The following is a 25,776-nucleotide window of genomic DNA, read 5'->3' on the forward strand; positions in this document are numbered from 1 at the left end:
CGTACGAACAGCCGATTCCGACGAAAGGCACTGATGTGAACGCCCTGGTACAGCTGGCGTCCGAGGGGGAGGCCGAGAACCCCCTCCTCCCGCCGATCCCAGAGCTTGTCATCGGCCTGATCGCCTTCGCTATCGTCCTCTTCTTCCTCGCCAAGAAGCTCCTCCCGAACATCAACAAGGTTCTGGACGAGCGCCGTGAGGCGATCGAGGGCGGCATGGAGAAGGCCGAGGCCGCCCAGGCCGAGGCGCAGCAGGTTCTCGAGGACTACCGGGCCCAGCTCGCCGACGCCCGTCACGAGGCCGCCCGGATGCGCCAGGAGGCGCAGGAGCAGGGCGCCGCGCTCATCGCCGAGATGCGCGCCGAGGGGCAGCGGCAGCGCGAGGAGATCGTCGCCGCCGGTCACGCCCAGATCGAGGCCGACCGCAAGCAGGCCGCCGCCACGCTCCGCCAGGACGTGGGCAAGCTCGCCACCGACCTGGCCGGCAAGCTCGTCGGCGAGGCGCTTGAGGACTCCGCCCGGCAGGGCCGGGTCATCGACCGATTCCTCGACGAGCTCGAGGCGAAGGCCGAGGAGAAGGTCGAGGCCGCCCGATGATGGGAGCCAGCCGCGAGGCACTGGCCGCCGCACGCGAGCGCTTCAACGCGCTGACGGACAACACCTCCGTCGACGCGGCGAAGCTCGCCGAGGAGCTGGCCTCCGTCACCACGCTGCTCGACCGCGAGGTGTCGCTGCGCCGGGTCCTCACCGACCCGGCGCAGACCGGCGAGGCCAAGGCCGAGCTGGTCGCGCGGCTGCTGGGCACCCAGGTGGGCGGCGAGGCCGTCGACCTGGTCTCCGGCATGGTCCGGTCCCGCTGGTCGCAGTCGCGCGACCTGGTGGACGCGCTCGAGGAGCTGTCGGCCAGCGCCGACCTGGTGTCCGCGCAGCGCCGCGGCACCCTCGACGACGTCGAGGACGAGCTGTTCCGGTTCTCCCGGATCGTCGCCTCCTCGACCGAGCTGCGGGCCGCGCTGACCGATCGCGCGGTGAGCGGTGAGGCCAAGGCCGAGCTGCTGCGCAGGCTGCTGGGCGGCCGGGCCAACCCGGTGACCGAGCGACTCGTGGTCCGCCTTGTGGCTCAGCCGCGTGGCCGTAGCCTGGAAGCGGGCCTCACCGCCCTCTCCAAGCTGGCCGCGGAGCGTCGCGACCGGGTGGTCGCCGTGGTCACCTCGGCGGTTCCGCTCAGCGACCGGCAGCGGGAGCGGCTGGGCGCGGCCCTGGCCAAGATCTACGGCCGTCGGGTGCACCTGAACCTGGACGTGGACCCCGAGGTCCACGGCGGAGTGCTGGTGCGCATCGGCGACGAGATCATCAACGGCACCATCGCGGACCGTCTCGCAGAGGCGTCGCGGCGGATGGCCGGCTGACGCAGCCACCAACTCAACAAGCATGTAAGCGGCCCGAGTTGGGCCGACGCAGTCCTGGGGGCCCGCGGCGCATCGCCGCGGGGGCAGGCCCCAGACCCCCCAGAAACACTTCGGGCCCAACAAGGAGAGCAGGGAACCCAGATGGCGGAGCTCACGATCCGGCCGGAGGAGATCCGGGACGCGCTGGAGAACTTTGTCCAGGCGTACAAGCCGGACGCGGCCTCGCGCGAGGAGGTCGGTACGGTCAGCGTTGCCGGCGACGGCATCGCGAAGGTCGAGGGTCTGCCCTCGGCCATGGCGAACGAGCTGCTGAAGTTCGAAGACGGGACGCTCGGTCTCGCCCTCAACCTCGAGGAGCGCGAGATCGGTGCGATCATCCTCGGCGAGTTCAGCGGCATCGAGGAGGGTCAGCCGGTGCAGCGCACCGGTGAGGTCCTCTCCGTCGCCGTAGGCGAGGGCTACCTGGGTCGCGTCGTCGACCCGCTCGGCAACCCGATCGACGGCCTCGGCGAGATCGAGACCGAGGGCCGCCGTGCGCTGGAGCTCCAGGCTCCCGGCGTCATGGCCCGTAAGTCGGTTCACGAGCCGATGGAGACCGGCCTCAAGGCCGTCGACGCGATGACCCCGATCGGCCGCGGCCAGCGCCAGCTGATCATCGGTGACCGCCAGACCGGCAAGACCGCCCTGGCGATCGACACGATCATCAACCAGCGCGACAACTGGCGTTCCGGCGACCCGGACAAGCAGGTCCGCTGCATCTACGTCGCCGTCGGTCAGAAGGGCTCCACCATCGCGTCCGTGCGCGGCGCGCTGGAGGAGGCCGGCGCCCTGGAGTACACGACGATCGTCGCGGCTCCGGCGTCCGACCCGGCCGGCTTCAAGTACCTCGCCCCGTACACCGGCTCGGCCATCGGCCAGCACTGGATGTACCAGGGCAAGCACGTTCTGATCGTCTTCGACGACCTCTCGAAGCAGGCCGACGCCTACCGCGCCGTGTCCCTGCTGCTGCGCCGCCCGCCGGGCCGTGAGGCCTACCCGGGTGACGTCTTCTACCTGCACTCCCGGCTCCTGGAGCGCTGCGCCAAGCTCTCCGACGAGATGGGCAAGGGCTCGATGACCGGTCTGCCGATCGTCGAGACCAAGGCGAACGACGTCTCGGCGTTCATCCCGACCAACGTCATCTCCATCACCGACGGCCAGTGCTTCCTGGAGTCCGACCTGTTCAACGCGGGCCAGCGCCCGGCGCTGAACGTCGGTATCTCGGTCTCCCGTGTCGGTGGCTCCGCCCAGCACAAGGCCATGCGTCAGGTCTCCGGTCGCCTCCGTGTCGACCTGGCCCAGTACCGCGAGCTGGAGGCGTTCGCCGCCTTCGGTTCCGACCTGGACGCGGCCTCGAAGTCGGCGCTGGAGCGCGGTAAGCGCATGGTCGAGCTGCTGAAGCAGGGCCAGTACGCCCCGTACTCCACCGAGGACCAGGTCGTCTCCATCTGGGCCGGCACCACCGGCAAGATGGACGACGTTCCGGTCGAGGACATCCGCCGCTTCGAGCGCGAGCTGCTGGACTACCTGCACCGCGAGCACAAGGGCCTGATGACCTCCATCCGCGAGGGCGCCAAGATGTCGGACGACACCCTGCAGGCCGTCGCCGACGCCATCGCCTCCTTCAAGCGGCAGTTCGAGACCTCGGACGGCAAGCTGCTGGGTGAGGGCTGAGCATGGGCGCCCAGCTTCGGGTCTACAAGCGCCGCATCAAGACCATCACCGCCACCAAGAAGATCACCAAGGCGATGGAGATGATCGCCGCGTCGCGGATCGTCAAGGCGCAGCGCAAGGTCGCCGCCTCGACCCCGTACGCGACCGAGCTGACCCGCGCGGTGACCGCGGTGGCGACCGGTTCCACCACCAAGCACCCGCTGACCACTGAGGCGGAGGCCCCGACCCGGGCCGCGGTGCTGCTCATCACGAGCGACCGCGGTCTGGCCGGCGGCTACTCCTCCAACGCCATCAAGGCGGCCGAGCAGCTCACCGAGCGGCTCGTCGCCGAGGGCAAGGAGGTCGTCAACTACGTCGTCGGGCGCAAGGGTGTGGCGTACTTCAGCTTCCGTGGCCGTGCGATCACGGAGTCGTGGACCGGCTTCACCGACAACCCGTCGTACGCGGACGCCAAGGCGATCGGCGCCCCGCTCATCGAGGCCGTGACCAAGGAGACCGCCGAGGGCGGTGTCGACGAGCTGCACATCGTCTTCACCGAGTTCGTCTCGATGCTGACGCAGGCGCCGACCGACGGTCGGCTGCTGCCGCTCAGCCTCGACGAGTCCAAGGCGGAGACGGAGACGGAGAAGAAGGGCGAGCTGCTGCCGCTGTTCGACTTCGAGCCGTCGGCCGAGGACGTCCTCGACGCTCTGCTGCCCCGGTACGTCGAAAGCCGCATCTACAACGCCCTGCTGCAGTCGGCCGCCTCCGAGCACGCCGCCCGCCGCCGGGCGATGAAGTCGGCGACCGACAACGCCGAGGAGCTCATCAAGTCGCTCACGCGGCTTGCCAACGCGGCCCGCCAGGCCGACATCACCCAGGAAATCAGCGAGATCGTCGGTGGCGCCAGCGCCCTGGCCGACGCGACCGCGGGGAGTGACTGAGAGTTATGACCACCACTGTTGAGACGGCCGTCGCCACGGGCCGCGTCGCCCGGGTCATCGGCCCGGTCGTCGACGTGGAGTTCCCCGTCGACGCGATGCCGGAGATCTACAACGCCCTGACCGTCGAGGTCGCCGACCCGGCCGAGGAGGGCAAGAAGAAGACGCTGACCCTCGAGGTCGCGCAGCACCTCGGTGAGGGCGTCGTCCGCGCCATCTCCATGCAGCCCACCGACGGTCTGGTGCGCCAGGCCGTGGTGACCGACACCGGCGACGGCATCACCGTCCCGGTCGGTGACTTCACCAAGGGCAAGGTGTTCAACACCCTCGGTGAGGTGCTGAACGTCCCGGAGACGAACGGCCAGGAGTCCGAGCGCTGGGCGATCCACCGCAAGGCCCCGAAGTTCGAGGACCTCGAGTCCAAGACCGAGATGTTCGAGACCGGCCTGAAGGTCGTCGACCTTCTCACCCCGTACGTCAAGGGTGGAAAGATCGGTCTGTTCGGTGGCGCGGGTGTGGGCAAGACCGTCCTCATCCAGGAAATGATCATGCGTGTGGCCAAGCTGCACGAGGGTGTTTCCGTGTTCGCCGGTGTCGGTGAGCGCACCCGTGAGGGCAACGACCTCATCCAGGAGATGGAGGAGTCCGGCGTTCTCGACAAGACCGCGCTGGTCTTCGGCCAGATGGACGAGCCCCCGGGCACCCGTCTGCGCGTCGCCCTGGCCGGTCTGACCATGGCGGAGTACTTCCGCGATGTGCAGAAGCAGGACGTGCTGTTCTTCATCGACAACATCTTCCGCTTCACCCAGGCCGGTTCCGAGGTGTCCACCCTGCTCGGCCGCATGCCGTCCGCGGTGGGTTACCAGCCGAACCTGGCCGACGAGATGGGTCTGCTCCAGGAGCGCATCACCTCGACCCGTGGTCACTCGATCACCTCGATGCAGGCGATCTACGTCCCCGCGGACGACCTGACCGACCCGGCGCCGGCGACCACCTTCGCCCACCTGGACGCGACCACCGTTCTGTCGCGTCCGATCTCGGAGAAGGGCATCTACCCGGCGGTGGACCCGCTGGACTCCACCTCCCGGATCCTGGACCCGCGCTACATCTCGCAGGACCACTACGACGCGGCCTCCCGCGTCAAGGGCATCCTGCAGAAGTACAAGGACCTCCAGGACATCATCGCCATCCTCGGCATCGACGAGCTCGGCGAGGAGGACAAGCTGGTCGTCCACCGCGCCCGTCGTGTGGAGCGCTTCCTGTCGCAGAACACCCACGCGGCGAAGCAGTTCACCGGTGTCGACGGTTCGGACGTTCCGCTGGACGAGTCCATCGCGGCGTTCAACGCCATCTGCGACGGTGAGTTCGACCACTTCCCGGAGCAGGCCTTCTTCATGTGCGGTGGCCTTGAGGACCTCAAGAAGAACGCCAAGGAGCTGGGCGTCTCCTAAGGTCCGGTGCTCCCCGACCTCGTGTTCGGGGAGCCCTGAGCCTGCGTGAGAGGGGCGGGCCGCGTCCCGCCCCTCTCCGTACGCCCGTTATTCTTTGACCCAACACCCGTCATGTCCGGCGGGTGGAGACCCGAGGAGCCACGTTGGCTGCTGAGCTGCACGTCGAGCTGGTCGCGGCGGACCGGAGTGTCTGGTCCGGCGAGGCCACCTTGGTCATCGCGCGCACCACATCGGGTGACATCGGCGTCATGCCCGGCCACCAGCCGCTGCTCGGTGTGCTGGAGTCCGGCCCGGTGACCATCCGTACCGGCGACGGCGGGACCGTCGTCGCCGCGGTGCACGGTGGCTTCATCTCGTTCGCGGACGACAAGCTCTCGCTGCTCGCGGAGATCGCGGAGCTGTCCGACGAGATCGATGTCGAGCGCGCGGAGCGGGCGCTGGAGCGAGCCAAGTCGGAGGCGGACGCCGCCGCCGAGCGGCGCGCCGAGGTTCGCCTGGTCGCCGCGACGGGCGAGCGCTGAGCCCGCCGCTGACAGTCCAGATCCTCAGCCGCGGATCGCGCTGGAATTCTCCAGGGCGGTCCGCGGCTGAGGCGATATACAGGTGCGGTTTTTCCGGATGACGCGAGGAGGTCGGTGAAGATGGTCCTCGCTCTGCTCGTGAGCGGCGTGGTCGTCGCGCTCGTACTGGTGGGACTCTTCGTCTTCGGCCTGCGGCGACGGCTGATCCAGCGGTCCGGCGGGACGTTCGACTGCAGTCTGCGCTGGAACGCCCCGGAGGCCGACTCCGACCCCAGCGGCAAGGGCTGGGTGTACGGGGTCGCGCGCTACAGCGGTGACCGGATCGAGTGGTTCCGCGTCTTCTCCTACGCTCCCCGGCCGCGCCGCGTGCTGGAGCGCTCGTCCATCGAGGTGCTGGAGCGCCGTACGCCCAAGGGCGAGGAAGAGCTCGCACTGCTGTCCGACGCCGTGGTCCTCGCCTGTATGCACAGCGGCACGCGGTTGGAGCTGGCGATGAGCGAGGACGCGCTGACCGGCTTTCTGGCCTGGCTGGAGGCGGCTCCTCCCGGGCAACGCGTCAATGTGGCCTGAAGAAGAAGTGCCTCGCTGGGTGGGGGTACCGGCCCCGAAGGGGGCGCGGGGAACTGCGCGACCGGCCACCACGGGCCCGCAGACGATCGACGACCCGTCGCCGCACGTCCCGTGGGGCTCAGACCTGAGGGGCCCGCGGCCGGCGTAGACGCATGGAGGCCGGGGAGGCGGGGGCGACACCGCCTCCCCGGCCGGTTTCATGGCCGGGCTTCCGGGTTACCGGAGACCGTCGCTGACGGCGGACGCCAACTCGCCGCCCGCGGTGTCGCCGCTGAACTCCCAGTAGAAGGCGCCGCGCAGGCCCTGGGACTTCACATAGTTCATCTTTCCGGCGATGGTGGCCGGGGTGTCATAGCTCCACCACTCGCTGCCGCAGTGCGCGTACGCGGTGCCGGCGACGGTGCTGCTCGCGGCGCAGCGGTCCTTGAGGTCCTTGTAGTCCTCGATGCCCTGCTCGTACCTGCCGGGCGCCGGTCCGGTGGCCGTGCCGCCGGGCTCCTTCTGGGTGACGCCGGTCCAGCCGCGACCGTAGAAGCCGACCCCGAGGTTGAGCTTGCCGCCCGGCACGCCCTTGGCCTTCAGCTTCTGGATCGCCGCGTCGGAGGTGAAGCCCTGCTGCGGGATGCCGTCGTACGAGGTGAGCGGCGAGTGCGGGGCCGTCGGGCCCTTGGCCGCCCAGGCGCCGAAGAAGTCGTAGGTCATCACGTTGTAGAAGTCGACGTACCGCGCGGCGCCGGCGTAGTCGGCCGCGTCGATCTTGCCGCCGGAGGAGGCGTCCGCGGTGATCGCGGCGGTGACCAGCTTGTTCCCGAACTTGGCGCGCATCGCCTGCGTCATGTTCCGGAACGCCGCCGGGCCGCTGGTGTCGCAGCTCAGACCGCAGGCGTTGGGGTACTCCCAGTCCAGGTCGATGCCGTCGAAGAGACCGGCCCAACGCGGGTCGTTGACCAGGTCGTAGCAGGACTGGGCGAAGGCCGTCGGGTTCTGCGCGGCCTGGCCGAAGCCGCCGGACCAGGTCCAGCCGCCGAAGGACCACAGCACCTTGATGTGCGGGTACTTCGCCTTGAGCTTCTTGAGCTGGTTGAAGTTGCCGCGCAGCGGCTGGTCCCAGGTGTCGGCCTTGCCGTCCACGCTCTCCTCGGCCTTGTACGCCCGGTCGTACGCGGCGTAGCCGTCGCCGATGGTGCACCTGCCGCCCTGGACGTTGCCGAAGGCGTAGTTGATGTGCGTGATCTTCGACGCGGTGCCGCTGCTGACCAGGTTCTTCACGTGGTAGCCGCGGCCGTAGACGCCCCATTCGGTGAAGTAGCCGAGCTTCACCTTGTCACCGGGGCCGGGACCCGGGCCGGGGTCCCCGCCGGTGGTGCGGACGGCGGTGGCGCCGCTGGCGGGGCCGGTCTGGTCGACGGTGTCGCGGGCCCGGACGGTGTAGCTGTAGTCGGTGCCGGCGGTCAGCCCGGTGTCCGTGTACGAGGTGGTGGTGACCGTGGCGACCTTGGTGCCGTCGCGCAGCACGTCGTAGTTCTTGACGCCCTTGTCGTCGGTGGCGGCCGTCCAGCTCAGCTTCACCGAGGTGTCGGCGACACTGCTCGCGGTGGGCGCTCCGGGGGCGGAGGGCGGGGCGTCGCCGGGTGCTGAGCCGCCGTCGCAGGAGGCGCCGTTGAGCGTGCAGCCGCTGGGGGAGCCGGATCCGGTGCCGTTGAAGCCGAAGGTGACGGAGGCGCCGGGGGCCAGGGTGCCGTTCCACCCCTTGTTCCTGGCGGTCCAGTGGCCGCTTCCGCCGGTCACGTCGGCGTCCCAGGAGGAGGTGACGGTGGTGCCGGCGGGAAAGTCCCACTCCACGGTCCAGCCGCTGAGGGTGGTGGTGCCGGTGTTCTTCACCGTCCAGCGCCCCTCGAAGCCGCCACCCCAGTCGGCGGCCTTGGTGTAGGTGGCGGTGGCGGACTCCGCGGCGTGCGCGGGGGCTGCCGAGGCCAGGCCGACGAGGGTCGCCAGGGGGAGGAGAAGCGCGGCGAGGGCCGCGGTCGCTCTGTGCCGTGGGGGTCGTGGGGGTGTGGTGCGTATGGAGGTTCCTGAACTCACGGGTGCTCCTCGTACGGGGGGGTCGGGTAGTACGGGGGAACCTGCGCCGCCCGGTGAGCGAGCGTGTCGTGGGGTGCTCACCGCAGTGTTCAGGGAGCGTAGAAAGGTCTGGACCATCGGTCAAGAGGTCTGGACCAGAGAAACGGAAGGGTCTGCCGGGGCGTCAGCCGCGGCGGATCACAGACCCAACTCCTGTGCCAGCACCGCCGCCTGCACCCGACTGCGCAGCTCCAGCTTGCCCAGCAGTCGGCTGACATGGGTCTTGACGGTGGCCTCCGCCATCACCAACCGGCGCCCGATCTCGGCGTTGGACAGGCCCTGACCCAGGCACACCAGCACCTCGCGCTCACGCCGGGTCAGCACCTCCAACACGGCGGGGTCGGCCGCGGACCGCGTCGCCGGCCGCGGGCGGGCGAACTCGGCGATCAGACGGCGGGTCACGGCCGGGGAGATCAGGCCCTCGCCGCGCGCCACCGTGCGCACCGCCTGGACCAGGTCGGCCGCCTCGCTGTCCTTGAGCAGAAAGCCCGCCGCGCCGGCGCGCAACGCGCCGAAGACGTACTCGTCCAGGTCGAAGGTGGTCAGCACCAGCACATCGGCGACGCCCTCGGAGACCACCTGGCGGGTGGCCGAGACGCCGTCCAGCCGAGGCATCTGGATGTCCATCAGCACCACGTCCGGCCGCAGCTCGCGCGCCAACCGCACCGCCTCCTCGCCGTCGGCGGCCTCGCCCACCACCTCGATGCCGGGGGAGGAGCGCAGGATGAGCACCAGCCCGGCGCGCACGGCGGACTGGTCCTCGGCGACCAGCACGCGCACCGGTCCGGCCGCGGGCTCAGCGGTCTCAGCCGGCTCCGTCATCATCATGGGGTCGTCTCCTCATCCACCGGCAGAACCGCCGTGACCTGCCAACTCCTGCTGTGCCCCGCCGCGGTGGCCACGGGCCCCGCGGTGAACGCGCCGCCCAGCAGCGCCACCCGCTCCTCCATGCCGAGCAGCCCGGAGCCCGAACCGGGCGCCGAGGGGCCGGGCCGGTCGCCGTAGGCGCTGGTGACCTGGACCCGCAGCCCTCCGTCCGCGTGGCCGAGGGTCACCAGCACCTCGCCGGGCCCCGCGTGCTTGACGGCGTTGGTCAACGACTCCTGCACGATGCGGTAGGCGGCCAGCTCCACCGGCGTCGGCAGCGGGGGCGCCGTGGGGGAGCGTTCGTCACACAGGGTGAACTCCAGCCCGCCCGCGGCCTCGCCCGGCCGCCGCACGCCGCCCGAGGCGCTGCGTGCCGCCTCGGCGGTGGTCCGGGCCCGTTCCAGCAGCGCGTCCAGCCCCTCCAGAGTGGGCGCGGCGGCCGGCTCGGCCTCGGCGCCCGCGTCGCGCAGCAGCCCGATCAGCCGACGCATCTCGGCCAGCCCCTGGACGCTGTTCTCCCGGATGACCCCGAGCGCCTCCCGGGTCGCCGTGGGCTCGTCGATGGAGAGCGCGGCGGTGGAGTGGATGGCGATCGCGGAGAGGTGGTTGGCCACCATGTCGTGCAGCTCCCGCGCCATCCGGGCGCGTTCGGCCTGGACCGCCTGGGTGCGGTCCATCTCGGCCAGCAGCGCCGTCTGTTCGGCGCGCAGCTTGGCCGCCTCGGCCGCGTCGCGGTGGTTGCGGATGATCGCGCCGGTCCAGGCCGGGGCCACCGTGAGCACCCCGGTGCCGACGCCGAGGAGCAGCGCCTCGGGCTCGCGGAAGATCGCCAGGGGCACGACGGCCGCCAGCACGGTGAGCAGCTCGGAGGTGCGGGGGAGCCGCCGGGCCAGGGACGGGCTGCCGTACAGCACGGCCGCGTACATGAGGTCGGTGAACATCACCATGTTCGCGATCAGCCCGCGGGTGCACAGATCCAGGGCCAGCGCGAGCGTGCCGATGGTCAGCGCGGTGTGCGGGGCGGTGCGGCGCAGCAGCTCGGCGCCGCACATGGCGAGGAGCGCGACCAGGACGGTCCAGCCGGGCAGCTCCAGCAGCATCGGACCGTTGGTCAGCCCCAGCCCCAGCAGGATCAGCCCGCCGAGCAGCCCGGCAATGGCGATCAGCACGTCGTCGCGGTGGGGGCGGGCGGGGCGGCGCAGCTGCATGCGTCCATCTCAGCACGTCGGACGGGTGCGGACCTCCCCGCGCGGGTGGGTGTGGGGCGCGGGCGGTACATCGAAGGATGCAGTCCGGATTCCTCTACGGAGACGACGCGGCGGGCCGTCGGCCGCGAGACGGTTGGGGGGTGCACGACGGACGAGAGAGTGGGAGGACGGCGTCGTGATCGTCACGCTGATCGTCATCTGCGAGGTCGGCTTCTGGGTGCTGCTGGCCGGTGGCCTGGCGCTGCGCTACCTGGCGAAGATGCCCCGGGCGAGCGTGGCGGTGCTGCTGTGCGAGCCGCTGCTGGAGCTGACGCTGCTGGTGGTGACCGCCGTCGATCTGAAGAACGGCGCCGAGCCGGACTTCAAGCACGGACTCGCCGCGGTCTACATCGGCTTCACCGTCGCCATGGGCCATCGCATGATCAAGTGGGCCGACGTCCGCTTCGCCCACCGCTTCGCCGGCGGCCCGCCGCCGGCCGCGAAGCCGAAGTACGGCCGGGAGCGGATGGCGTACGAGTGGCGGGAGGCCGGCCGCTGGATGCTCGCCTGCGCCATCGCCATCGCGCTGCTCCAGGCCGCCGTCTGGTACGTCGGCGGGGAGGGGGAGACCGGCTCGCTGCGCCAGTGGCAGATCCGGATGCTGTTCGTCATGGGCGTCAACGCGGTCATCGCGCTGAGCTACACCCTGTGGCCCAAGTCCGCCCCACCCTCCGTGACCACCGCGACCGGCTCCGAGGACCGGTCCCGGACGCTCCTCTGACGACGCGCCGCCCGCGGCGGGCGGGACGGCCGGGTGGACGGGGCCGCCCGGCCGTCCGGTGCCCGGCAGCCGGTGGGATCCCGCTCAGCGGTTCTCGCCGGGCACCCAGAGCACGTCCCCGACCTCCTTGTTCGCCGTCCGGGCCAGGATGAACAGCAGGTCGGAGAGGCGGTTGAGGTAGGTGGCGGTGAGCGGGTTCATGGAGTCCTCGTACCGCTCCAGCGCGGCCCAGGTGGAGCGCTCGGCCCGGCGGACCACCGTGCACGCCTGGTGCAGCAGGGCCGCGCCGGGGGTGCCGCCGGGGAGGATGAAGGAGCGCAGCTTCTCCAGGTCGGCCAGGAAGCGGTCGCAGTCCGCCTCCAGCTTGTCGATGTAGGACTGCTCGACCCGCAGCGGCGGGTACTCGGGGTTCTCGACGACCGGGGTGCACAGGTCCGCGCCGACGTCGAACAGGTCGTTCTGCACGCGGGTCAGGACCTCGGCGACCTCGGCGGGCAGCGCGCCCAGCGCGATGGCCACCCCGATCGCGGCGTTGGCCTCGTTCGCGTCGGCGTACGCGGAGATCCGCAGGTCGGTCTTGGCGGTGCGGCTCATGTCGCCGAGGGCCGTGGTGCCCTTGTCCCCGGTTCGCGTGTAGATGCGGGTGAGATTGACCATGCCCCGAGCGTACGCGCGAACTAGGCGCCCGTTCTGCGGAACACCCGTGTGCCGAGCGTCACGGAGGCCAGCGCGAGCGCCGCGGCCACCGCCAGGCCCAGGGCGACCTTCCCGTCCCCGTACGCGCCGACATAGGCGGCACGCACGCCCTCCACCAGGTAGCGGAACGGCACGAAGTGCGAGACCACGTCGAGCCAGTGCGGGGCCAGCGACATCGGCAGCAGCAGCCCGGAGAGCAGCATCGCGGGCAGGTTGACGGCGTTCACGACGGGGGCGAACTCCTGGGGAGTGGCGACCCGCATGGCCAGCGCGTACGACAGGGCGGCGAGCGAGACGGTCAACGCGCCGACGATCAGGAAGCCGATCAGCACGCCCGGCAGCGGGGCGCGCAGCCCCATCGCGACCGCGACCAGCACCAGCAGCACGGACTGCGCGAAGAGTTGGACGACGTCCTTGAGCACCCGGCCGAGCAGCAGCGCCAGCCGGCTGACCGGGGTGACCCGCATCCGCTCGATGATCCCGAGCTGCTTCTCGATGAGGATGCCGAAGCCGGCGAAGGCGGCGCTGAACAGCCCGAGCTGGACCAGCAGGCCGGGCACCAGGGTCTGCCAGGCGTCACCCCGGCCGCCGAGGTCGACCCGCTTGAGCAGCGGGCCGAACAGCACCAGGAAGAGCAGCGGTTGCAGCAGCCCGAAGACCAGGCCCAGCCTGGACCGCAGGGCCTGCCGCAGATAGCGGCCGAAGATCAGGCCGGTGTCGGAGACGACAGGGGACATGGGTGGGTTCCTCCGTGGGGCCGGGCCGGTCAGACCGCGACCGGGGCGGCCGGGGCGTCCGGCGTGGCACCGCGTCCGGTGATGGCGATGAAGGTGTCCTGCAGGCTGGCGTCGGGCGAGCCGCCGTACGCCTCCTTGAGCGCGGCGGCGGTGCCCTCGGCGGCGATCCGGCCGCCGTCGACCACGACCAGCCGGTCGGCGAGGGCGTCCGCCTCGTCGAGGTAGTGGGTGGTGAGGAAGACGGTCGTGCCCCGCTCGGCGCGGACGCGGCGGATCAGGTCCCACAGGTCCGCCCGACTGCCGGGGTCCAGGCCGGTGGTGGGTTCGTCGAGGAAGAGCACCTCGGGCCGGTGGATGAGGGCCATGGCGATGTCCAGCCGGCGGCGCTGGCCGCCGGAGAGGGCGGAGCACCTCCGGTCCAGCAGCCCGGTCAGGTCCAGCTCGGCGGCGAGCTCCTCGGCGCGGGCGGCGGCCGTGGCCTTGGAGAGCCGGTACAGCCGCCCCTGGGTGGTGAGTTCCTCGCGCACCGACACGGCCGGGTCCACGCCCCCGGACTGGGCGACGTATCCGATCCTCCGGCGGACGCCGGCCGGATCGCGGGCCAGGTCGCAGCCGGCGACGGTGGCGCTGCCGCCGGTCGGCGGCAGCAGCGTGGTGAGCATCCGCAGGGTCGTGGTCTTACCGGCCCCGTTGGGGCCGAGGAAGCCGAGGATCTCGCCGCGCTCGACGGTGAGATCGACGGAGCGCACGGCCTCGACGGGGCCGCGCCTGGTCTGGAAGGTCCGGGCGAGCCCGGTGGTGACGACGCTGGGTCGGTTCGGCATGGCGCCAGAAAAACATAGCCACTTAAAAATTGCAATGACTACAAAAATTGAGCGAGCCCATCGAAGCTAGGATGGGGACATGGACGGCAGGGCACAGGCGGCGGCACCGCGCACCGAGGGGCTGCGGGAGCGGAAGAAGCGACAGACCCGGCAGCACATCTCGGACGTGGCCACGGGGCTGTTCCTGGAGCGCGGCTTCGACGCGGTGACCATCGCCGAGATCGCCGACGCCGCCGACGTGTCGGTCAACACCGTCTACAACTACTTCCCGGCCAAGGAGGACCTCTTCTTCGACCGCCAGGACGAGCAGGTCAACCGGCTCTCGCGGGCCATCGAGGGGCGTGAGGTCGGCGAGTCCGCCGCCCACGCGGTGCTGCGGGCCCTGCGCACCAGCCTGGAGGAGGGCACCGCCGACGGCCTCAACCCGGGCTTCCGGCGCTTCATGGAGGTCATCAGGGAGTCCACCGCGCTGAGCGCCCGGATCCTGACGATGCAGGAGCTGATCTGCCAGGCCGTGGGACGCACGCTGCGCGAGGAGACCGGCGCCGACGAGGACGACCCGCTGCCGATGCTCATCGCCAGTCAGCTGTCCTGGGTCTCCAGCGTCGTGGTCAACGGGGTGCTGCGGCTGGTGGCGGCCGGCGGGGAGCCCGAGGAGGTGGCCCGCACCGTCCTCGGCACGCTGGACACCGTCGAGTCGCTGCTGGGCGAGCGCACCCTCAACTATGCGGTGAAGAACACACCGTGACGCGCCTTACTTAGGGCTGCACGGGGCCCGGACGGGCACTAGGGTCCGGCACATACGTCGAGGAGAGGGTGTGTGTCGTGGCGAAGAAGCTCGCCGTCATCGGGGCCGGACTCATGGGGTCCGGTATCGCTCAGGTCTCGGCCCAGGCCGGGTACGAGGTCGTGCTGCGTGATGTCACGGACGAGGCCCTCGCGCGGGGGAAGAGCGGTATCGAGGCGTCCTACGAGAAGTTCGTCTCCAAGGGCAAGCTGACCGCCGAGGACGCCACCCAGGCCCTGGCCCGCATCACCACCACGACCGACCTCGACGCCGCCGCCGACGCCGACATCGTGGTCGAGGCCGTCTTCGAGAAGATCGAGATCAAGCGGGAGATCTTCCGCACCCTGGACGGGCTGGTCAAGGACGACACCGTACTGGCGTCCAACACCTCCGCGATCCCGATCACCAAGATCGCGGCCGCCACCAGCCGCCCGGAGCGGGTGGTGGGCACCCACTTCTTCTCGCCGGTGCCGATGATGCAGCTCTGCGAGCTGGTGCGCGGCTACAAGACCAGCGACGAGACGCTGGCCCGGGCCCGCGCCTTCGCCGAGGAGGTCGGCAAGACCTGCATCGTCGTCAACCGCGACGTGGCGGGGTTCGTCACCACCCGACTGATCATCGCCCTGGTCAACGAGGCGGCCAAGCTGTACGAGTCCGGGGTGGCCACCGCCGAGGACATCGACATCGCCTGCAAGCTGGGCTTCGGGCACGCCATGGGCCCGCTGGCCACCACCGACCTGACCGGCGTGGACATCCTGCTGCACGCCGCCGACAACATCTACGCCGAGTCCCAGGACGAGAAGTTCGCGGCGCCGGAGATCATGCGCCGAATGGTCGATGCGGGTGATATCGGCCGCAAGAGCGGGCAGGGCTTCTACCAGCACTGACCGACCGACGGGCGCGGCCCGCGCGTGGCGGGCGTCCGGTGGGCGCCCGCCGCGCGCGGTGCGCGGCCGTATCAGCTGACGCTGACGCAGTATCAGGTCAGCGGCGCGTCCGAACTTCACCCTCGTGGGTGAATTCGGTATCGGTTCGCTTACAGGCGGCAACTTTGCCGTGTGAGAGGCAGTCAGTTCTATAGAACTTTTTGACAACACGCACCACATCAGGGGAGCGCATATGCATATCAGGGGCGACCACGCCGAGCTGGTCGTCGGGGGCCGCCTCGACGTCCGCAGCGCGGCGGACGCCCGTACGGCCCTGCACTCGGCCATCGACGCCGGCCACGGCGACCTGGTGCTCGACCTCACCGAGCTGGACTCCTGGGACGCCACCGGCCTCGGCGTGATCATGGGTGCGCACCGCAGGGCCGGCCGGGCGGGCCGCAGACTCGTGCTGCGCGGTGTGCCGCCCCAGATGCAGCGGCTGCTGGTGGCCACCCGGCTGCACCGCATCCTGGCCATCGAGGGCGGGCTGGAGGCCGAGTCCCTGCCGCGCGTCTGACGGCCGGGCCGCCACGGCGCCCCGGCCGCCGACCCGGGGGACCGCCGACCAGCGGGAGCACGGAGCCTCCCTCACCGGTGCCCCGACACCCGACGGGCCACGGTCCTCGGAGCCCGGGGTGTTCGGGCCGGCCGGCCGCGGAGCCCGGAGCGCTCGGGCCCGCCGGGTCCCGGGCGGGGCCGTCGAGCGGGTCCGCCGACCGGCGGTATGAGCGGTCTCACGCCGCGGACGGACCGACCGGGGTGCCACACGGCCCGTCGCGCTCGGTGGATACTGTGGGAAGTTCTGGGGTTCGGTTCTCCACCGCACACCCACTGCCTTCGGCGGGCACCGGGAGTGAGTGCTGACCAGCCGGGGAGGAACACAGCACGCCACCACGCACCTGGGGGGCTTAGGCCATGGACCCGACGACGATGGGACCCGCGGGACCGGACGAGCACGGTCACGAGGACCCGGCGCCCCGCGCCGGCGACGGCGGCGCCGTACCGCCGCGGGAGCTGACCCCGCCGTCCGGACCCGCCCGCACCACCCAGCTGGTCTCCGGCGATCTGCTGGTCACCGTCAACCCGATCGACGGCAGCGAGATAGAGCCCTGCCCGCCCAGCCGCCGACCCGCGGGCGCGCGCCGACACACCGAGGAGGAGCGGGCCGAGCTGCGCCGCGCCGCCGCCCCGCAGCCGCCCACCGGCCCCGGCGGCCTGCCCGAGCTGCCGACGCTGGAGCGCGAGGAGGAGCGGGAGCGGCTGGTACGACTGCTCTCCCGCGGCCGCTCGGTGCGGCTGACCGGCCCCTCCGGCGCCGGCCGCACCGTGCTGTTGGACGCCGTCGCCGAGGACTGCGCGGAGCTGGCCCCGGACGGCGTGGTGCGACTGACCGGCCACCACCGCACCTCCGCCGACCTGCTGCACGAGCTGTACGCCGCCGTCTACGGCGCGGGCGGCTCCGTCCACCGCCCCGACCGCGAGGAGCTGCTGGCCGCGGTGGCCGACATCGGCGCGGTCGTCGTCCTGGACGACCTGGAGTTCGGCGGCGCGGCCCTGGACGAGTTCCTCGACGCCACGCCCGAGTGCGCCTTCCTGATCTCCGTCACCCCGGACGTTCCGGCACCCTCCGCCGGCTCGCACCTGGAGGAGATGTTCCTCAGCGGGCTGAGTCAGAACGGTTGCCTGGAACTGCTGGAGCAGGCCGCCCGACGCCCGCTCACCGAGGAGGAGGCCGACTGGGCCGCCGACCTGTGGTTCGAGTCCGAGGGCCTGCCGCTGCGCTTCGTCCAGGCCGGGGCGCTGCTGCGGCAACTGGACGAACTGCGGGCCGCGCCCGGCTCCTTCGACAGCTACGGCGACCTCACCAAGGCGCCCGTCCCCGCCCAGACGGCGGAGACCGACGACGCCCACGGCGGCGAGACGGTACCGCTGCCCACCCTGGCCGAGGGCGTCGCCCCGGCCGCCCTGCTGGCCTCCCGGCTCAGCGAGGCCGCCCGCCACGCGCTGCGGTTCGCGGTCGCCCTCGGCGGCGAGCTGCCCCACCAGTCCCATCTGCCCGCCCTGACCGGGGACACCCACGCCGACGCCGCCATCGGCGAACTGCTGGGCTGCGGCCTGATCACCGCCACCGGGCCGCACTACCGGCTCGCCGGCGGCGTGGTCGCCCAGCTGACCGCCGCCGGGTACGCCGAGGAGGCGCCCGAGCACGCGCTCGGCGTCGCCCAGCACTACGCCTGGTGGGCCGGCCACCCCTCGGTCGCCGCCGAGCGCGTCGCCCTGGAGGCGGACGCCGTCCTCGCCACCCTGTCCGCCCTGATCGCCGCTCGGGTGGCCGCGCAGACCAGCGCCGCCGTGCTGCTGGCCCGCACCGCCGCGCCCGCCTTCGCCGGCGCGCTGGCCTGGGGCGCCTGGGAGCGCACCCTGCGGCACGGCCAGGAGGCCGCCCGACTGGCGGGGGAGGTCGCCGAGGAGGCGTACTTCCACCACGAGCTGGGCGTCCTCGCGCTGTGCAGCGGCAACCTGGACCGGGCGCGGGCCGAGCTGGAGGCATCCATCGGCCTGCGTGGCGTGCTCTCCGACCGGCGCGGCGCGGTGGCCGGGCGGCGCGCCCTGGCCCTGGTCGCCGACCGTTCCGGCGGCCCGACGCGACCGGCCCCGGCAGCGCCCGGAGGCACCGCGCCGGGCGAGGAGGTCCCGGACGCCCGCACCGAACAGTCCGCCTCTCCGCCGGGCGGCGTCCCGGCACCACTGCCCGGGGACAACACGACCACGGCGGTCACCTCCGCCCCCCCGCCGCCCAGCGCGGCCCCCACCGGCCTCCCGGGCGGCGCGAGCGGCACGGCCGGCGCGAGCGCCGCCGGCGGCGCGGGCGCTCCCCCAAGCGGCGGCAAGCCGCGGCGTACGCTGCCGTGGATGGCCCTGACCGGCGCCCGGCGGAACCTGGTCGCGGCGGGCGCCGGCGCCCTGCTGGTGGCGGTGCTCGGCACCGTCGTCACCCTGGGCGCCACCTCCGGGAACGAGGACGAGGGCAATCCGGCGAACCCCGGCAAGCCGGGCCAGTCGGCGTCCCAGCAGGACGAGGACGACGGGCTCACCGCCGACGAGCCGGTGCCGGACGGCGGCGACCAGCAGCCGCGGCCCGGCGTCAGCGGTGCCGCCCCGATCCCGTCGGCCTCCGGTGCCTCGCCCTCCGGCAGCGCCGAACCCGGCGACCCCTCGACGAGCGGTGACCCCTCGCCGTCCGGCTCCGACGAGCCCAGCGGATCGCCGAGCCCGACCGGCCGGCCGACCACGCCGACCGACCCGCCGACCACGAGCCCGACGCCGACCAGGACCACCGGCCCCACCCCGACGACGACGCCGCCGACCACCCCGCCGACGACTCCCCCCACGACGCCGCCGACCACCCCGCCGACGACGCCGCCCACCAACCCGCCCAGCACCGCCACCGGCCCCCTCCCCACCACCGCCACCGCCCCCGAGCCGGCCCCGGAAACCCCGACGGCCTGACGCCTCCCCGCAAGCCCGGGCGGGGGCTTTCATTCCGCCGCGACGGCGGGACGCGTGACGCCGGAGTCCGGCGGTGCCGAACAGGGCGCGGCGGGTTGGGGTCCGCTGGCCTCCGGTCGCCGGCGACGGCCAGCGGCTTCATTCCGCCGCGACGGCGGGACGCGTGACGGCGGAGTCCGGCGGTGCCGAACAGGGCGCGGTGCCGAACAAGGCGCGGTGCCGAACAAGGCGCGGTGCCGAACAAGGCATGGAGGGGGCTCGGCCCCCACGCGCGACTCGCCCCCCGCAGGGGAAAAGGCAAGGCCCGGGGCCCCTCAAGGGGTGCCCCGGGCCGGGAAGCCGTGGGTCAGAACAGGCGCAGCTTGTCGTCTTCCACGCCGCGCAACGCGTCGTAGTCGAGGACGACGCACCCGATGCCCCGGTCCGTCGCGAGGACGCGGGCCTGGGGCTTGATCTCCTGGGCGGCGAAGACGCCCTTGACGGGGGCGAGGTGCGGGTCGCGGTTGAGGAGCTCGAGATAGCGGGTGAGCTGCTCGACGCCGTCGATCTCTCCGCGGCGCTTGATCTCGACGGCGACGGTCGCCCCGTCGGCGTCCCGGCAGAGAATGTCCACGGGGCCAATGGCAGTGGGGTATTCACGCCGAATAAGCGTCCAGCCATCGCCAAGTGTCTCGATCCGATCGGCGAGCAGCTCCTGAAGGTGCGCTTCCACGCCGTCTTTGATCAGTCCGGGGTCCACCCCGAGCTCATGCGAGGAGTCGTGAAGGATCTCCTCCATGGTGATGATGAGCTTCTCGCCCGCCTTGTTCACCACCGTCCAGACACTGCCGTCCCCCTCCTTCAGGGTGCACGGCGGCGACATCCAGTTGAGGGGCTTGTAGGCCCGGTCATCCGCGTGAATGGACACACTGCCGTCGGCCTTGATCAGGATGAGGCGGGGTGCCGACGGGAGGTGGGCGGTGAGCCGGCCCGCGTAGTCCACGGAGCAACGGGCGATGACGAGACGCATGGTGGGCAACGCTACTCGACGGCGGGGGGTCGACGCGATTCGTCCAGCGATCGACCTGTTCGGCCCTGGCTGGTTGTGTGTGCATTCTCCTGGTGCCGGTGCGGTGGCCGAATTAGGGTTGAAGCGGATGGTCGTCGGCTGTGCACCCTGCGTCGCGGCCGTCCGCCCGTCCCTGAGACCCTGTGCTCTGGGGTCGCGAGAGGAGAAACCCCATGTCGCTGGACGTCTCACCGGCCCTCCTCGAACAGGCCGAGCGAGGCGAGGTCGACGAAGCCGCCTTCGTCGACTGCGTCCGGACCTCCCTGCCGTACGCATGGGAGATGATCAGCTCTTTGGTGGCCCAGCTCAAGGTCGACGGCGGTGACTTCGCCGACAACCAGACGCCGCCGCCGGACGAGCAGGCGCGTGGTCAGCTGTTGCGGGCCTTGGCGAGTGATGCGATCCGGGGCGCGCTGCAGCGTCATTTCGGGGTACGACTGGCCTTCCAGAACTGCCATCGGGTGGCGGTCTTCCCCCTGGACGCGTCCGCGGACGAGAGACTCGCCCGCTTCACGTCCATCAGAGGTCAGCTGCTCAACCAGTCCCCCGAACTGCGCGACTGCTGACAGCCGTCGGCTGCCGCTCCGCGAGCGGGGAGGTGCTTGAGGTCAGGAGCGGCAGCACGCGCCGAGACCCACCGGGCGGGTCCCAGCGGCGCGGGGCCCGGCACGACGCGCCGTGGCGGGCGCCGTCAGCCGAGGAGCGGCAGCACCTCGTGCCCCAGCCGCCGTACGTTCTCCTCCGTGGTCGCCAGATCGCCCGAACCCTCCACCAACAGCGCGAAGCGCCGGATTCCGGTGCGCTCGGCGGTCGCCGCGAGCCGGTCGGCGCACAGCCGGGGTGGGCCCACCGGATGCAGCCGGCAGAGCAGTTCGGCGTATCCGTGCGGATCCCGCATCCGCCGCTGCCGGCCGTCGATCGTGCGGTGCGCGGCCAGCCCCTGGCGTAACCAGCCGGGCATCGCCTTGAGGAGCACCTCGGCCGCCTCCGGGCGGCCGTCCGCGATCTGCGCCACCCCGGCCGAGATGTGCTCCGTCGCCCCGACCGACTCCGGAGGGTGACCGGCGGCCAGCGCGCACTCCCGCCACAGCGCCACCATCTCCGCCTTCTCCTCGTCCCCGCTGTGCATCCCCAGCAGCATCGGCAGCCCGCGCTCGGCGGCGAGCCGCACGCTGCCGGGCGAGGTGCAGGCCACCACGACGCCGGGGCCGGTGGAGCCGGGCCCGTCCAGCCCCTCGCGGGGGCGCGGCACCACCGGCACCTCGCGGAAGCGGAACCGCTCGCCGTCCGCCCCGACGCACGGCTCGCGCAGCCAGCGCAGCAGCAGGTCGAGCGACTCCGGGAAGTCCTTCTCGTACGCGGCGAGTCCGGCGCCGAAGACCTCAAGGTCCACCCATGGGCCGCCGCGGCCGACACCGAGGGTGAAGCGGCCGCCGGACAACAGGTGTAGCAGCGCGGCCTGTTCGCCCAGGGCGACGGGGTGCGCGGTGGGCAGCACGCTGATCGCGGTGCCCACGGATATCCGCCGGGTGCGGCCGAGGAGCAGCGCCGCCAGCGTGACGGCGGACGGGCAGACGCCGTAGGGAACGAAGTGGTGCTCGGCGAGCCAGACGGCGTCCAGGCCGGACGCCTCGGCGGTCTCGGCGGACCGCACCGCACGGTGCAGCGCCTCGCCCTGTCCCTGGCCGGGGAATTGGGCGGCCAGGATGAAAGCCCCCACGCGCATGTCGCTCTCCGCCTCTCTCGCGGTTCTCGGCTTGGCCCCGGATGCTCGACCCCTCACCGGCAATAACGCCTGACACGTGCCAAAGGCACGGCCTGGCAAGAATTTTTGGATGATGATCGGAGAGTGGCTGTGGATAACGCGTACCCCGCAGCGTGACGGTGACGCGTAACCTGGTGACAGTCCGTGGCTTCACCGTCCGACGACGCCCGAGGTATCCCATGTCCCCACGCCGAAATCGCCCGCAGGGCGGCGGCCTGCCCGCCGCCCGCGCCGCCGAGCCGTCCGAGCCGACGGAGCGCTACGGGCTGGAGCGGACCGAGACGTGGCAGGGCGAGGAGTGGATGGTCCGGCAGGTCGGCGGCTTCGCCGCGGCCAAGTACTACCGCTGCCCCGGCTGCGACCAGGAGATCCCGCCGGGGGTGCCGCATGTGGTGGCCTGGCGTGGCGACGGCGGCGCCGACGACCGCCGGCACTGGCACAAGGCGTGCTGGAACGCGCGAGACCGCCGGAGCGCGCGGCTCCAGCGGTCTCGAAGTGCCCCGAGGTACTGAGCTCCCGGGGCGGCGGCCGAGGGTGCCGGGCCGCGTCGGCGGGGATCAGACGTCGCGCTTGTTCAGCAGCGCGTAGGCGCAGGCCATGACGGCCGCGGTCACCCCGGTGATGATCCACAGCGGATCCCAGCCGGAGGGGCCGGTGTCGGAGACGGTGTTGGCGTACATCACGCCCAGCTGGTTGGGGATCGAGTACTCCAGCATGGCGTCCCGGAGGTCCGTGAGCCCCTCGCCCTGCATGAAGATCGCGAGCACCAGCGGCAGCAGCACCACGCCGATCATGATGGTGATCGCGCCGGCGGAGTGCCGGATCAGCGCGCCCACGGCGAGCGCCAGCAGGCCCAGCATGGCCACGTAGAGCCCGATGCCGACCGTCGCCTTGAACCAGTCCTCACCGGTCGACTCGCCAGCGCCCTCCATGCTGCCGAGCATGGAGTCGTTGATCAGCGCGGCCAGGAAGGCCGTGGCGGTGGTGATCGAGAAGGCGACCAGGAAGAAGACGATCGCCTTGGCGGTCAGCACCCGGGACCGGCTGGGGCAGGCGGTGAGCGTGGTGCGGATCATCCCGGTGCCGTACTCCGAGGCGATCACCAGCACCCCGAGCGTGATCACGCAGAGCAGGCCGAGCAGCACCCCGACGAAGCCGATGCCCAGCGGCGACTCTCCCTCCAGATTGGCGTCGCTGTCGGCGACGACCGCCGCGGTGGCGAAGTCGACGCCGACCACCAGCAGGATCATCACGCCCAGCGTCCACATGGTCGAGCGGACCGACTTGATCTTGGTCCACTCGGAGGCGAGGGCGTCGCCGAGGTGGGCGCGGCGGATCGGGATCGCCGAGACGTAGCCGCCCATCGGCGCCGCGCCCTGCCCCATGGCCTGCGGCGCACCCTGCGGCATGGCGTGCGGCATGGCCTGCGGGGCGCCCTGCGGCGGCATGGCCTGCATGCCCTGCTGCGGCGGCATGCCCTGCGGCGGGGTGCCGTGCGGGGGCACCGGCGCCGCTCCGGGCGGTGCCGGCACCGGAGCCGGGGCCTGGGCCGGCTGCTGCTGGTACGGGGTCGTCATCGGGCGTCCTCGTTGTCGCGCTTGTTCAGATCGGCGGGGGCTGCGGGGGCGGCGGGCGCGGCCTGGGCGGGTGCCGGCGGCGCGGCGGGGACCTGGGCCGCAGGCGGGGCCGGGGGAGCGGCGGGCGCCGCGGCCTGGGCCGGCTGCGCGTACGGGTGCGGCGCCTGGCCCGGCGCGGCCGCGTAGGGGTTCGGCGCCTGGCCGCCCGGCGCCGGCGGGTAGCCGCCCTGCCCCGGCGGGGGCGGCGGGGTGAACGCGGGGAGCACCTGCGGCGGCACCGGCCCGGGCTGCTGGACGGGGGCGTAGGGATCCGGCTGCGGCTGGAGCCCGGCCCGCTGGTCGACGGTGGAGCGGTAGTCGACGGCGCCCTGCGTCATCCGCATGTACGCCTCCTCCAGCGACGCCTGGTGCGGGGAGAGCTCCCACAGCCGCACATCCGCCTGGTGTGCCAGGTCGCTGATGCGCGGCAGCGGCAGCCCGGTGACCCGCAGCGCGCCGTCCTGCTCCGGAAGCACCTGGCCGCCCGCCTCGCTCAGCGCCGCGGTCAGCTTCTCGCGCTGCTCCGGCTGCTGGTCGGGCACCCGCACCCGGGCGAAGTCCGCCGAGTTGTGGGAGATGAAGTCCTTGACGCTCATGTCGGCGAGCAGCTGCCCGCGGCCGATCACGATCAGGTGGTCGGCGGTGAGCGCCATCTCGCTCATCAGGTGGCTGGAGACGAAGACGGTGCGCCCCTCGGCCGCCAGCTGCCGCATCAGGTTGCGGACCCACAGGATGCCCTCGGGGTCCAGGCCGTTGACCGGCTCGTCGAACAGCAGCACCTGCGGGTCGCCCAGCAGCGCCGCGGCGATGCCCAGCCGCTGGCCCATGCCCAGCGAGAAGCCCTTGGAGCGCTTGCGTGCCACGTTCTGCAGGCCGACGACGCCCAGCACCTCGTCCACCCGGCGGGCCGGGATGCCGGCCAGCTGTGCCAGGGACACCAGGTGCTGGCGCGCGCTGCGGCCGCCGTGCACGGCCTTGGCGTCGAGGAGCGCGCCGACCTGGCGCGGGGCGTTCGGCAGCCGACGGAACGGATAGCCGCCCACAGTGACCTGACCGGAGGTCGGCTCGTCCAGGCCCAGGATCATGCGCATCGTGGTCGACTTGCCGGAGCCGTTCGGCCCCAGGAAGCCGGTGACGGCTCCGGGCCGCACCTGGAACGACAGGTTGTACACGGCCGTCTTGTCGCCGTAGCGCTTCGTCAGGCCGACTGCCTCGATCATTCTCCGCCCTTCGCGAATGGCTCAGGGCAGACGCCCCGGTGAGGGTTAGGAGGATAGCCCCGTGTTGACGGTTCCCGTCATGGCCCTGTCGTGAGCAGATCGTAACTACGAGGCCAGAGCTCACCCCGGGTGTCGGCGTAGTCGTCCAGGGTCGGTTGGGGCAGCAGCCAGCCCTCCTCGCGGAGGATCCGGGTCCCCGCGGCCCGCACCGCCGCGTCCCCGCGCACCCGCGCCACCCAGCGCTCCGGGTCCGGGCCGAGCAGCTCCCGCAGTCGCGCCGAGTCGGCCAGCAGCGCGGTCAGCAGGGCGTGCTGTTCCCCGCCGCCGTGCCGCGGCCTTCCGTCGGGCCCCGCGAGCACTCCGCGCACGCTGGCGTAGAGATACGCCCCGCCGAGCCGCTCGCCGCCGGGCAGCGCCATGGGGAAGTCCGTTCCCGGCAGCAGCAGCCGTCGGTAGTTGGCGGCGCTCTCGCTGGCGTCCACGGCCTGGAGCTGCGCGGTGTCGGGCCAGCACAGCACGAGGTCGCTCACCACCCGCGGATCCGCGTACGGCGCGGCCGCCACATACCCCGAGATGCTGATGTGCCCGGTCACCCCGACGCCGATGCCGCGCACCCGGGCCCGCAGCATGGGCAGCGCGGTGGCCCCGCCGAGCCGGGCGAGCTTGGCGCGCAGTTGCGCGGGGGAGCCGTTGGAGCCGACGGTCAGCAGCGGATGACGGGCGCCGGTGGGCGGCTGGCCGAGCCGGGTCAGCACCGCGTCCAGCGGCTCCTCCACCCCGTCCGAGGCCCCGCCCGGCGCCCCGTCCGATGTCCCGCCCGGTGCCCCGTCCGACGTCCTGTCCGGTGTCGCGTCCGAGGCCCCGGCCGATCTCCTACCCGGTGCGGCGTCCGGGAGCCTGTCCGGTGGGGCGTCCGGCGCACCGGCGGGGCACAGCACCCGCCAGCTCCCCAGCCGGCCCGGGGTCGGCCGGAGCGGCCACAGCTCGTTCCCGTACAGCAGCACGGGCTCCACGATGGTGCGGCCGGGGTAGGTCAGCGGCCGCTCGTACGGCAGCTCGGCGAAGCCGAGCGCCTCCAGGGTGCGGTCGGTCACGACATACGACCCTA

At 72.2% G+C, this 25,776-nt stretch carries 25 protein-coding genes; 14 read left to right on the forward strand and 11 right to left on the reverse strand.

All coding sequences use genetic code 11. The annotated features are described in order from the left end of the window. The first annotated feature begins 35 nt into the window (after window positions 1–35). The 7 genes from CD790_RS04060 to CD790_RS04090 all read left to right on the forward strand — a co-directional run bounded on the left by CD790_RS04060 (window position 36) and on the right by CD790_RS04090 (window position 6,583). Window positions 36–596 (forward strand): F0F1 ATP synthase subunit B, encoded by a 561-nt coding sequence (locus tag CD790_RS04060; RefSeq protein WP_144381547.1) that lies wholly within the window; start codon window positions 36–38, stop codon window positions 594–596. Next, on the forward strand, window positions 593–1,408 hold the full coding sequence (locus tag CD790_RS04065) for a F0F1 ATP synthase subunit delta (RefSeq protein WP_144381548.1): 816 nt from the start codon (window positions 593–595) through the stop codon (window positions 1,406–1,408). Before CD790_RS04060 ends, CD790_RS04065 begins: the two co-directional genes overlap by 4 nt. A gap of 141 nt (window positions 1,409–1,549) precedes the next feature. Then, on the forward strand, window positions 1,550–3,121 hold the full coding sequence (gene atpA / locus CD790_RS04070) for a F0F1 ATP synthase subunit alpha (RefSeq protein WP_144381549.1): 1,572 nt from the start codon (window positions 1,550–1,552) through the stop codon (window positions 3,119–3,121). A 2-nt stretch (window positions 3,122–3,123) separates the two neighbouring features. Next, window positions 3,124–4,044 (forward strand): F0F1 ATP synthase subunit gamma, encoded by a 921-nt coding sequence (locus CD790_RS04075; protein WP_144381550.1) that lies wholly within the window; start codon window positions 3,124–3,126, stop codon window positions 4,042–4,044. Between the two features lie 5 nt (window positions 4,045–4,049). Continuing rightward, on the forward strand, window positions 4,050–5,492 hold the full coding sequence (atpD, locus tag CD790_RS04080; RefSeq protein WP_144381551.1) for a F0F1 ATP synthase subunit beta: 1,443 nt from the start codon (window positions 4,050–4,052) through the stop codon (window positions 5,490–5,492). Between the two features lie 143 nt (window positions 5,493–5,635). After that, complete coding sequence (locus tag CD790_RS04085) at window positions 5,636–6,013, forward strand: F0F1 ATP synthase subunit epsilon (protein WP_144381552.1); 378 nt, start codon at window positions 5,636–5,638, stop codon at window positions 6,011–6,013. A 120-nt stretch (window positions 6,014–6,133) separates the two neighbouring features. Beyond that, window positions 6,134–6,583 carry a DUF2550 domain-containing protein gene (locus CD790_RS04090; RefSeq protein WP_144381553.1) on the forward strand — a complete coding sequence of 150 codons (450 nt, stop codon included), beginning with the start codon at window positions 6,134–6,136 and terminating at the stop codon, window positions 6,581–6,583. A gap of 216 nt (window positions 6,584–6,799) precedes the next feature. On the opposite strand, the gene CD790_RS04095 is transcribed toward CD790_RS04090, so the two are convergent. The 3 genes from CD790_RS04095 to CD790_RS04105 are packed head-to-tail and all read right to left on the reverse strand — an operon-like array spanning window position 6,800 to window position 10,779. Continuing rightward, the gene (locus tag CD790_RS04095; protein WP_144381554.1) at window positions 6,800–8,782 is read right to left on the reverse strand and encodes a glycoside hydrolase family 18 chitinase; all 1,983 of its coding nucleotides are present in this window, start codon (window positions 8,780–8,782) and stop codon (window positions 6,800–6,802) included. A 60-nt stretch (window positions 8,783–8,842) separates the two neighbouring features. Next, window positions 8,843–9,532, reverse strand: a complete 690-nt coding sequence (locus tag CD790_RS04100; protein ID WP_144381555.1) for a response regulator transcription factor — start codon at window positions 9,530–9,532, stop codon at window positions 8,843–8,845. Then, the gene (locus CD790_RS04105) at window positions 9,529–10,779 is read right to left on the reverse strand and encodes a sensor histidine kinase (protein WP_144381556.1); all 1,251 of its coding nucleotides are present in this window, start codon (window positions 10,777–10,779) and stop codon (window positions 9,529–9,531) included. The genes CD790_RS04100 and CD790_RS04105 overlap by 4 nt, the downstream gene beginning before the upstream one ends. Before the next feature lie 175 nt (window positions 10,780–10,954). Between CD790_RS04105 and CD790_RS04110 the strand changes: the two genes are divergently transcribed. Continuing rightward, on the forward strand, window positions 10,955–11,539 hold the full coding sequence (locus CD790_RS04110) for a hypothetical protein (RefSeq protein WP_144381557.1): 585 nt from the start codon (window positions 10,955–10,957) through the stop codon (window positions 11,537–11,539). Between the two features lie 84 nt (window positions 11,540–11,623). Here CD790_RS04110 and CD790_RS04115 read toward each other — a convergent pair whose 3' ends face one another. Genes CD790_RS04115 through CD790_RS04125 form a run of 3 tightly spaced genes read right to left on the reverse strand, consistent with a single transcriptional unit; the run spans window position 11,624 to window position 13,796 of the window. Beyond that, window positions 11,624–12,196 (reverse strand): cob(I)yrinic acid a,c-diamide adenosyltransferase, encoded by a 573-nt coding sequence (locus tag CD790_RS04115; RefSeq protein ID WP_144381558.1) that lies wholly within the window; start codon window positions 12,194–12,196, stop codon window positions 11,624–11,626. 20 nt (window positions 12,197–12,216) lie between these two features. After that, window positions 12,217–12,972: an ABC transporter permease gene (locus tag CD790_RS04120; RefSeq protein ID WP_144381559.1), complete on the reverse strand. Its 756-nt coding sequence runs from the start codon at window positions 12,970–12,972 to the stop codon at window positions 12,217–12,219. A gap of 29 nt (window positions 12,973–13,001) precedes the next feature. Further along, the gene (locus CD790_RS04125; RefSeq protein WP_144381560.1) at window positions 13,002–13,796 is read right to left on the reverse strand and encodes an ABC transporter ATP-binding protein; all 795 of its coding nucleotides are present in this window, start codon (window positions 13,794–13,796) and stop codon (window positions 13,002–13,004) included. Between the two features lie 79 nt (window positions 13,797–13,875). Between CD790_RS04125 and CD790_RS04130 the strand changes: the two genes are divergently transcribed. The 4 genes from CD790_RS04130 to CD790_RS34395 all read left to right on the forward strand — a co-directional run bounded on the left by CD790_RS04130 (window position 13,876) and on the right by CD790_RS34395 (window position 19,019). Then, entirely contained in the window at window positions 13,876–14,544 is a 669-nt protein-coding gene (locus CD790_RS04130; RefSeq protein ID WP_144381561.1) for a TetR/AcrR family transcriptional regulator, read from the forward strand. Window positions 14,545–14,621: 77 nt separating this feature from the next. Then, on the forward strand, window positions 14,622–15,470 hold the full coding sequence (locus CD790_RS04135; RefSeq protein WP_144381562.1) for a 3-hydroxyacyl-CoA dehydrogenase family protein: 849 nt from the start codon (window positions 14,622–14,624) through the stop codon (window positions 15,468–15,470). Between the two features lie 232 nt (window positions 15,471–15,702). Then, window positions 15,703–16,026 (forward strand): STAS domain-containing protein, encoded by a 324-nt coding sequence (locus CD790_RS04140; RefSeq protein ID WP_144381563.1) that lies wholly within the window; start codon window positions 15,703–15,705, stop codon window positions 16,024–16,026. Window positions 16,027–16,424: 398 nt separating this feature from the next. Further along, a complete protein-coding gene (locus CD790_RS34395) occupies window positions 16,425–19,019 on the forward strand; it encodes an ATP-binding protein (protein WP_186318855.1) in 2,595 nt (864 codons plus the stop codon). A 346-nt stretch (window positions 19,020–19,365) separates the two neighbouring features. On the opposite strand, the gene nucS is transcribed toward CD790_RS34395, so the two are convergent. Beyond that, window positions 19,366–20,028, reverse strand: coding sequence for an endonuclease NucS (nucS, locus tag CD790_RS04150; protein ID WP_186318856.1), 663 nt, complete (start codon window positions 20,026–20,028; stop codon window positions 19,366–19,368). Window positions 20,029–20,240: 212 nt separating this feature from the next. On the opposite strand from nucS, the gene CD790_RS04155 reads away from it, so the two are divergent. Then, window positions 20,241–20,633, forward strand: coding sequence for an SCO5389 family protein (locus CD790_RS04155; protein ID WP_144381564.1), 393 nt, complete (start codon window positions 20,241–20,243; stop codon window positions 20,631–20,633). A gap of 125 nt (window positions 20,634–20,758) precedes the next feature. On the opposite strand, the gene CD790_RS04160 is transcribed toward CD790_RS04155, so the two are convergent. Continuing rightward, window positions 20,759–21,793, reverse strand: coding sequence for an LLM class flavin-dependent oxidoreductase (locus tag CD790_RS04160; RefSeq protein WP_144381565.1), 1,035 nt, complete (start codon window positions 21,791–21,793; stop codon window positions 20,759–20,761). Between the two features lie 218 nt (window positions 21,794–22,011). On the opposite strand from CD790_RS04160, the gene CD790_RS04165 reads away from it, so the two are divergent. Then, window positions 22,012–22,344, forward strand: coding sequence for an ATP/GTP-binding protein (locus tag CD790_RS04165; protein WP_144381566.1), 333 nt, complete (start codon window positions 22,012–22,014; stop codon window positions 22,342–22,344). Window positions 22,345–22,389: 45 nt separating this feature from the next. Here CD790_RS04165 and CD790_RS04170 read toward each other — a convergent pair whose 3' ends face one another. The 3 genes from CD790_RS04170 to CD790_RS04180 all read right to left on the reverse strand — a co-directional run bounded on the left by CD790_RS04170 (window position 22,390) and on the right by CD790_RS04180 (window position 25,762). Then, complete coding sequence (locus tag CD790_RS04170; RefSeq protein ID WP_260867346.1) at window positions 22,390–23,241, reverse strand: ABC transporter permease; 852 nt, start codon at window positions 23,239–23,241, stop codon at window positions 22,390–22,392. Between the two features lie 164 nt (window positions 23,242–23,405). After that, entirely contained in the window at window positions 23,406–24,668 is a 1,263-nt protein-coding gene (locus CD790_RS04175; protein ID WP_144381568.1) for an ABC transporter ATP-binding protein, read from the reverse strand. Window positions 24,669–24,745: 77 nt separating this feature from the next. Next, entirely contained in the window at window positions 24,746–25,762 is a 1,017-nt protein-coding gene (locus CD790_RS04180) for a hypothetical protein (RefSeq protein ID WP_144381569.1), read from the reverse strand. Window positions 25,763–25,776: the final 14 nt, after the last annotated feature.

This window comes from Streptomyces sp. SAJ15 (assembly GCF_007595705.1).
GTDB lineage: Bacteria > Actinomycetota > Actinomycetes > Streptomycetales > Streptomycetaceae > Streptomyces.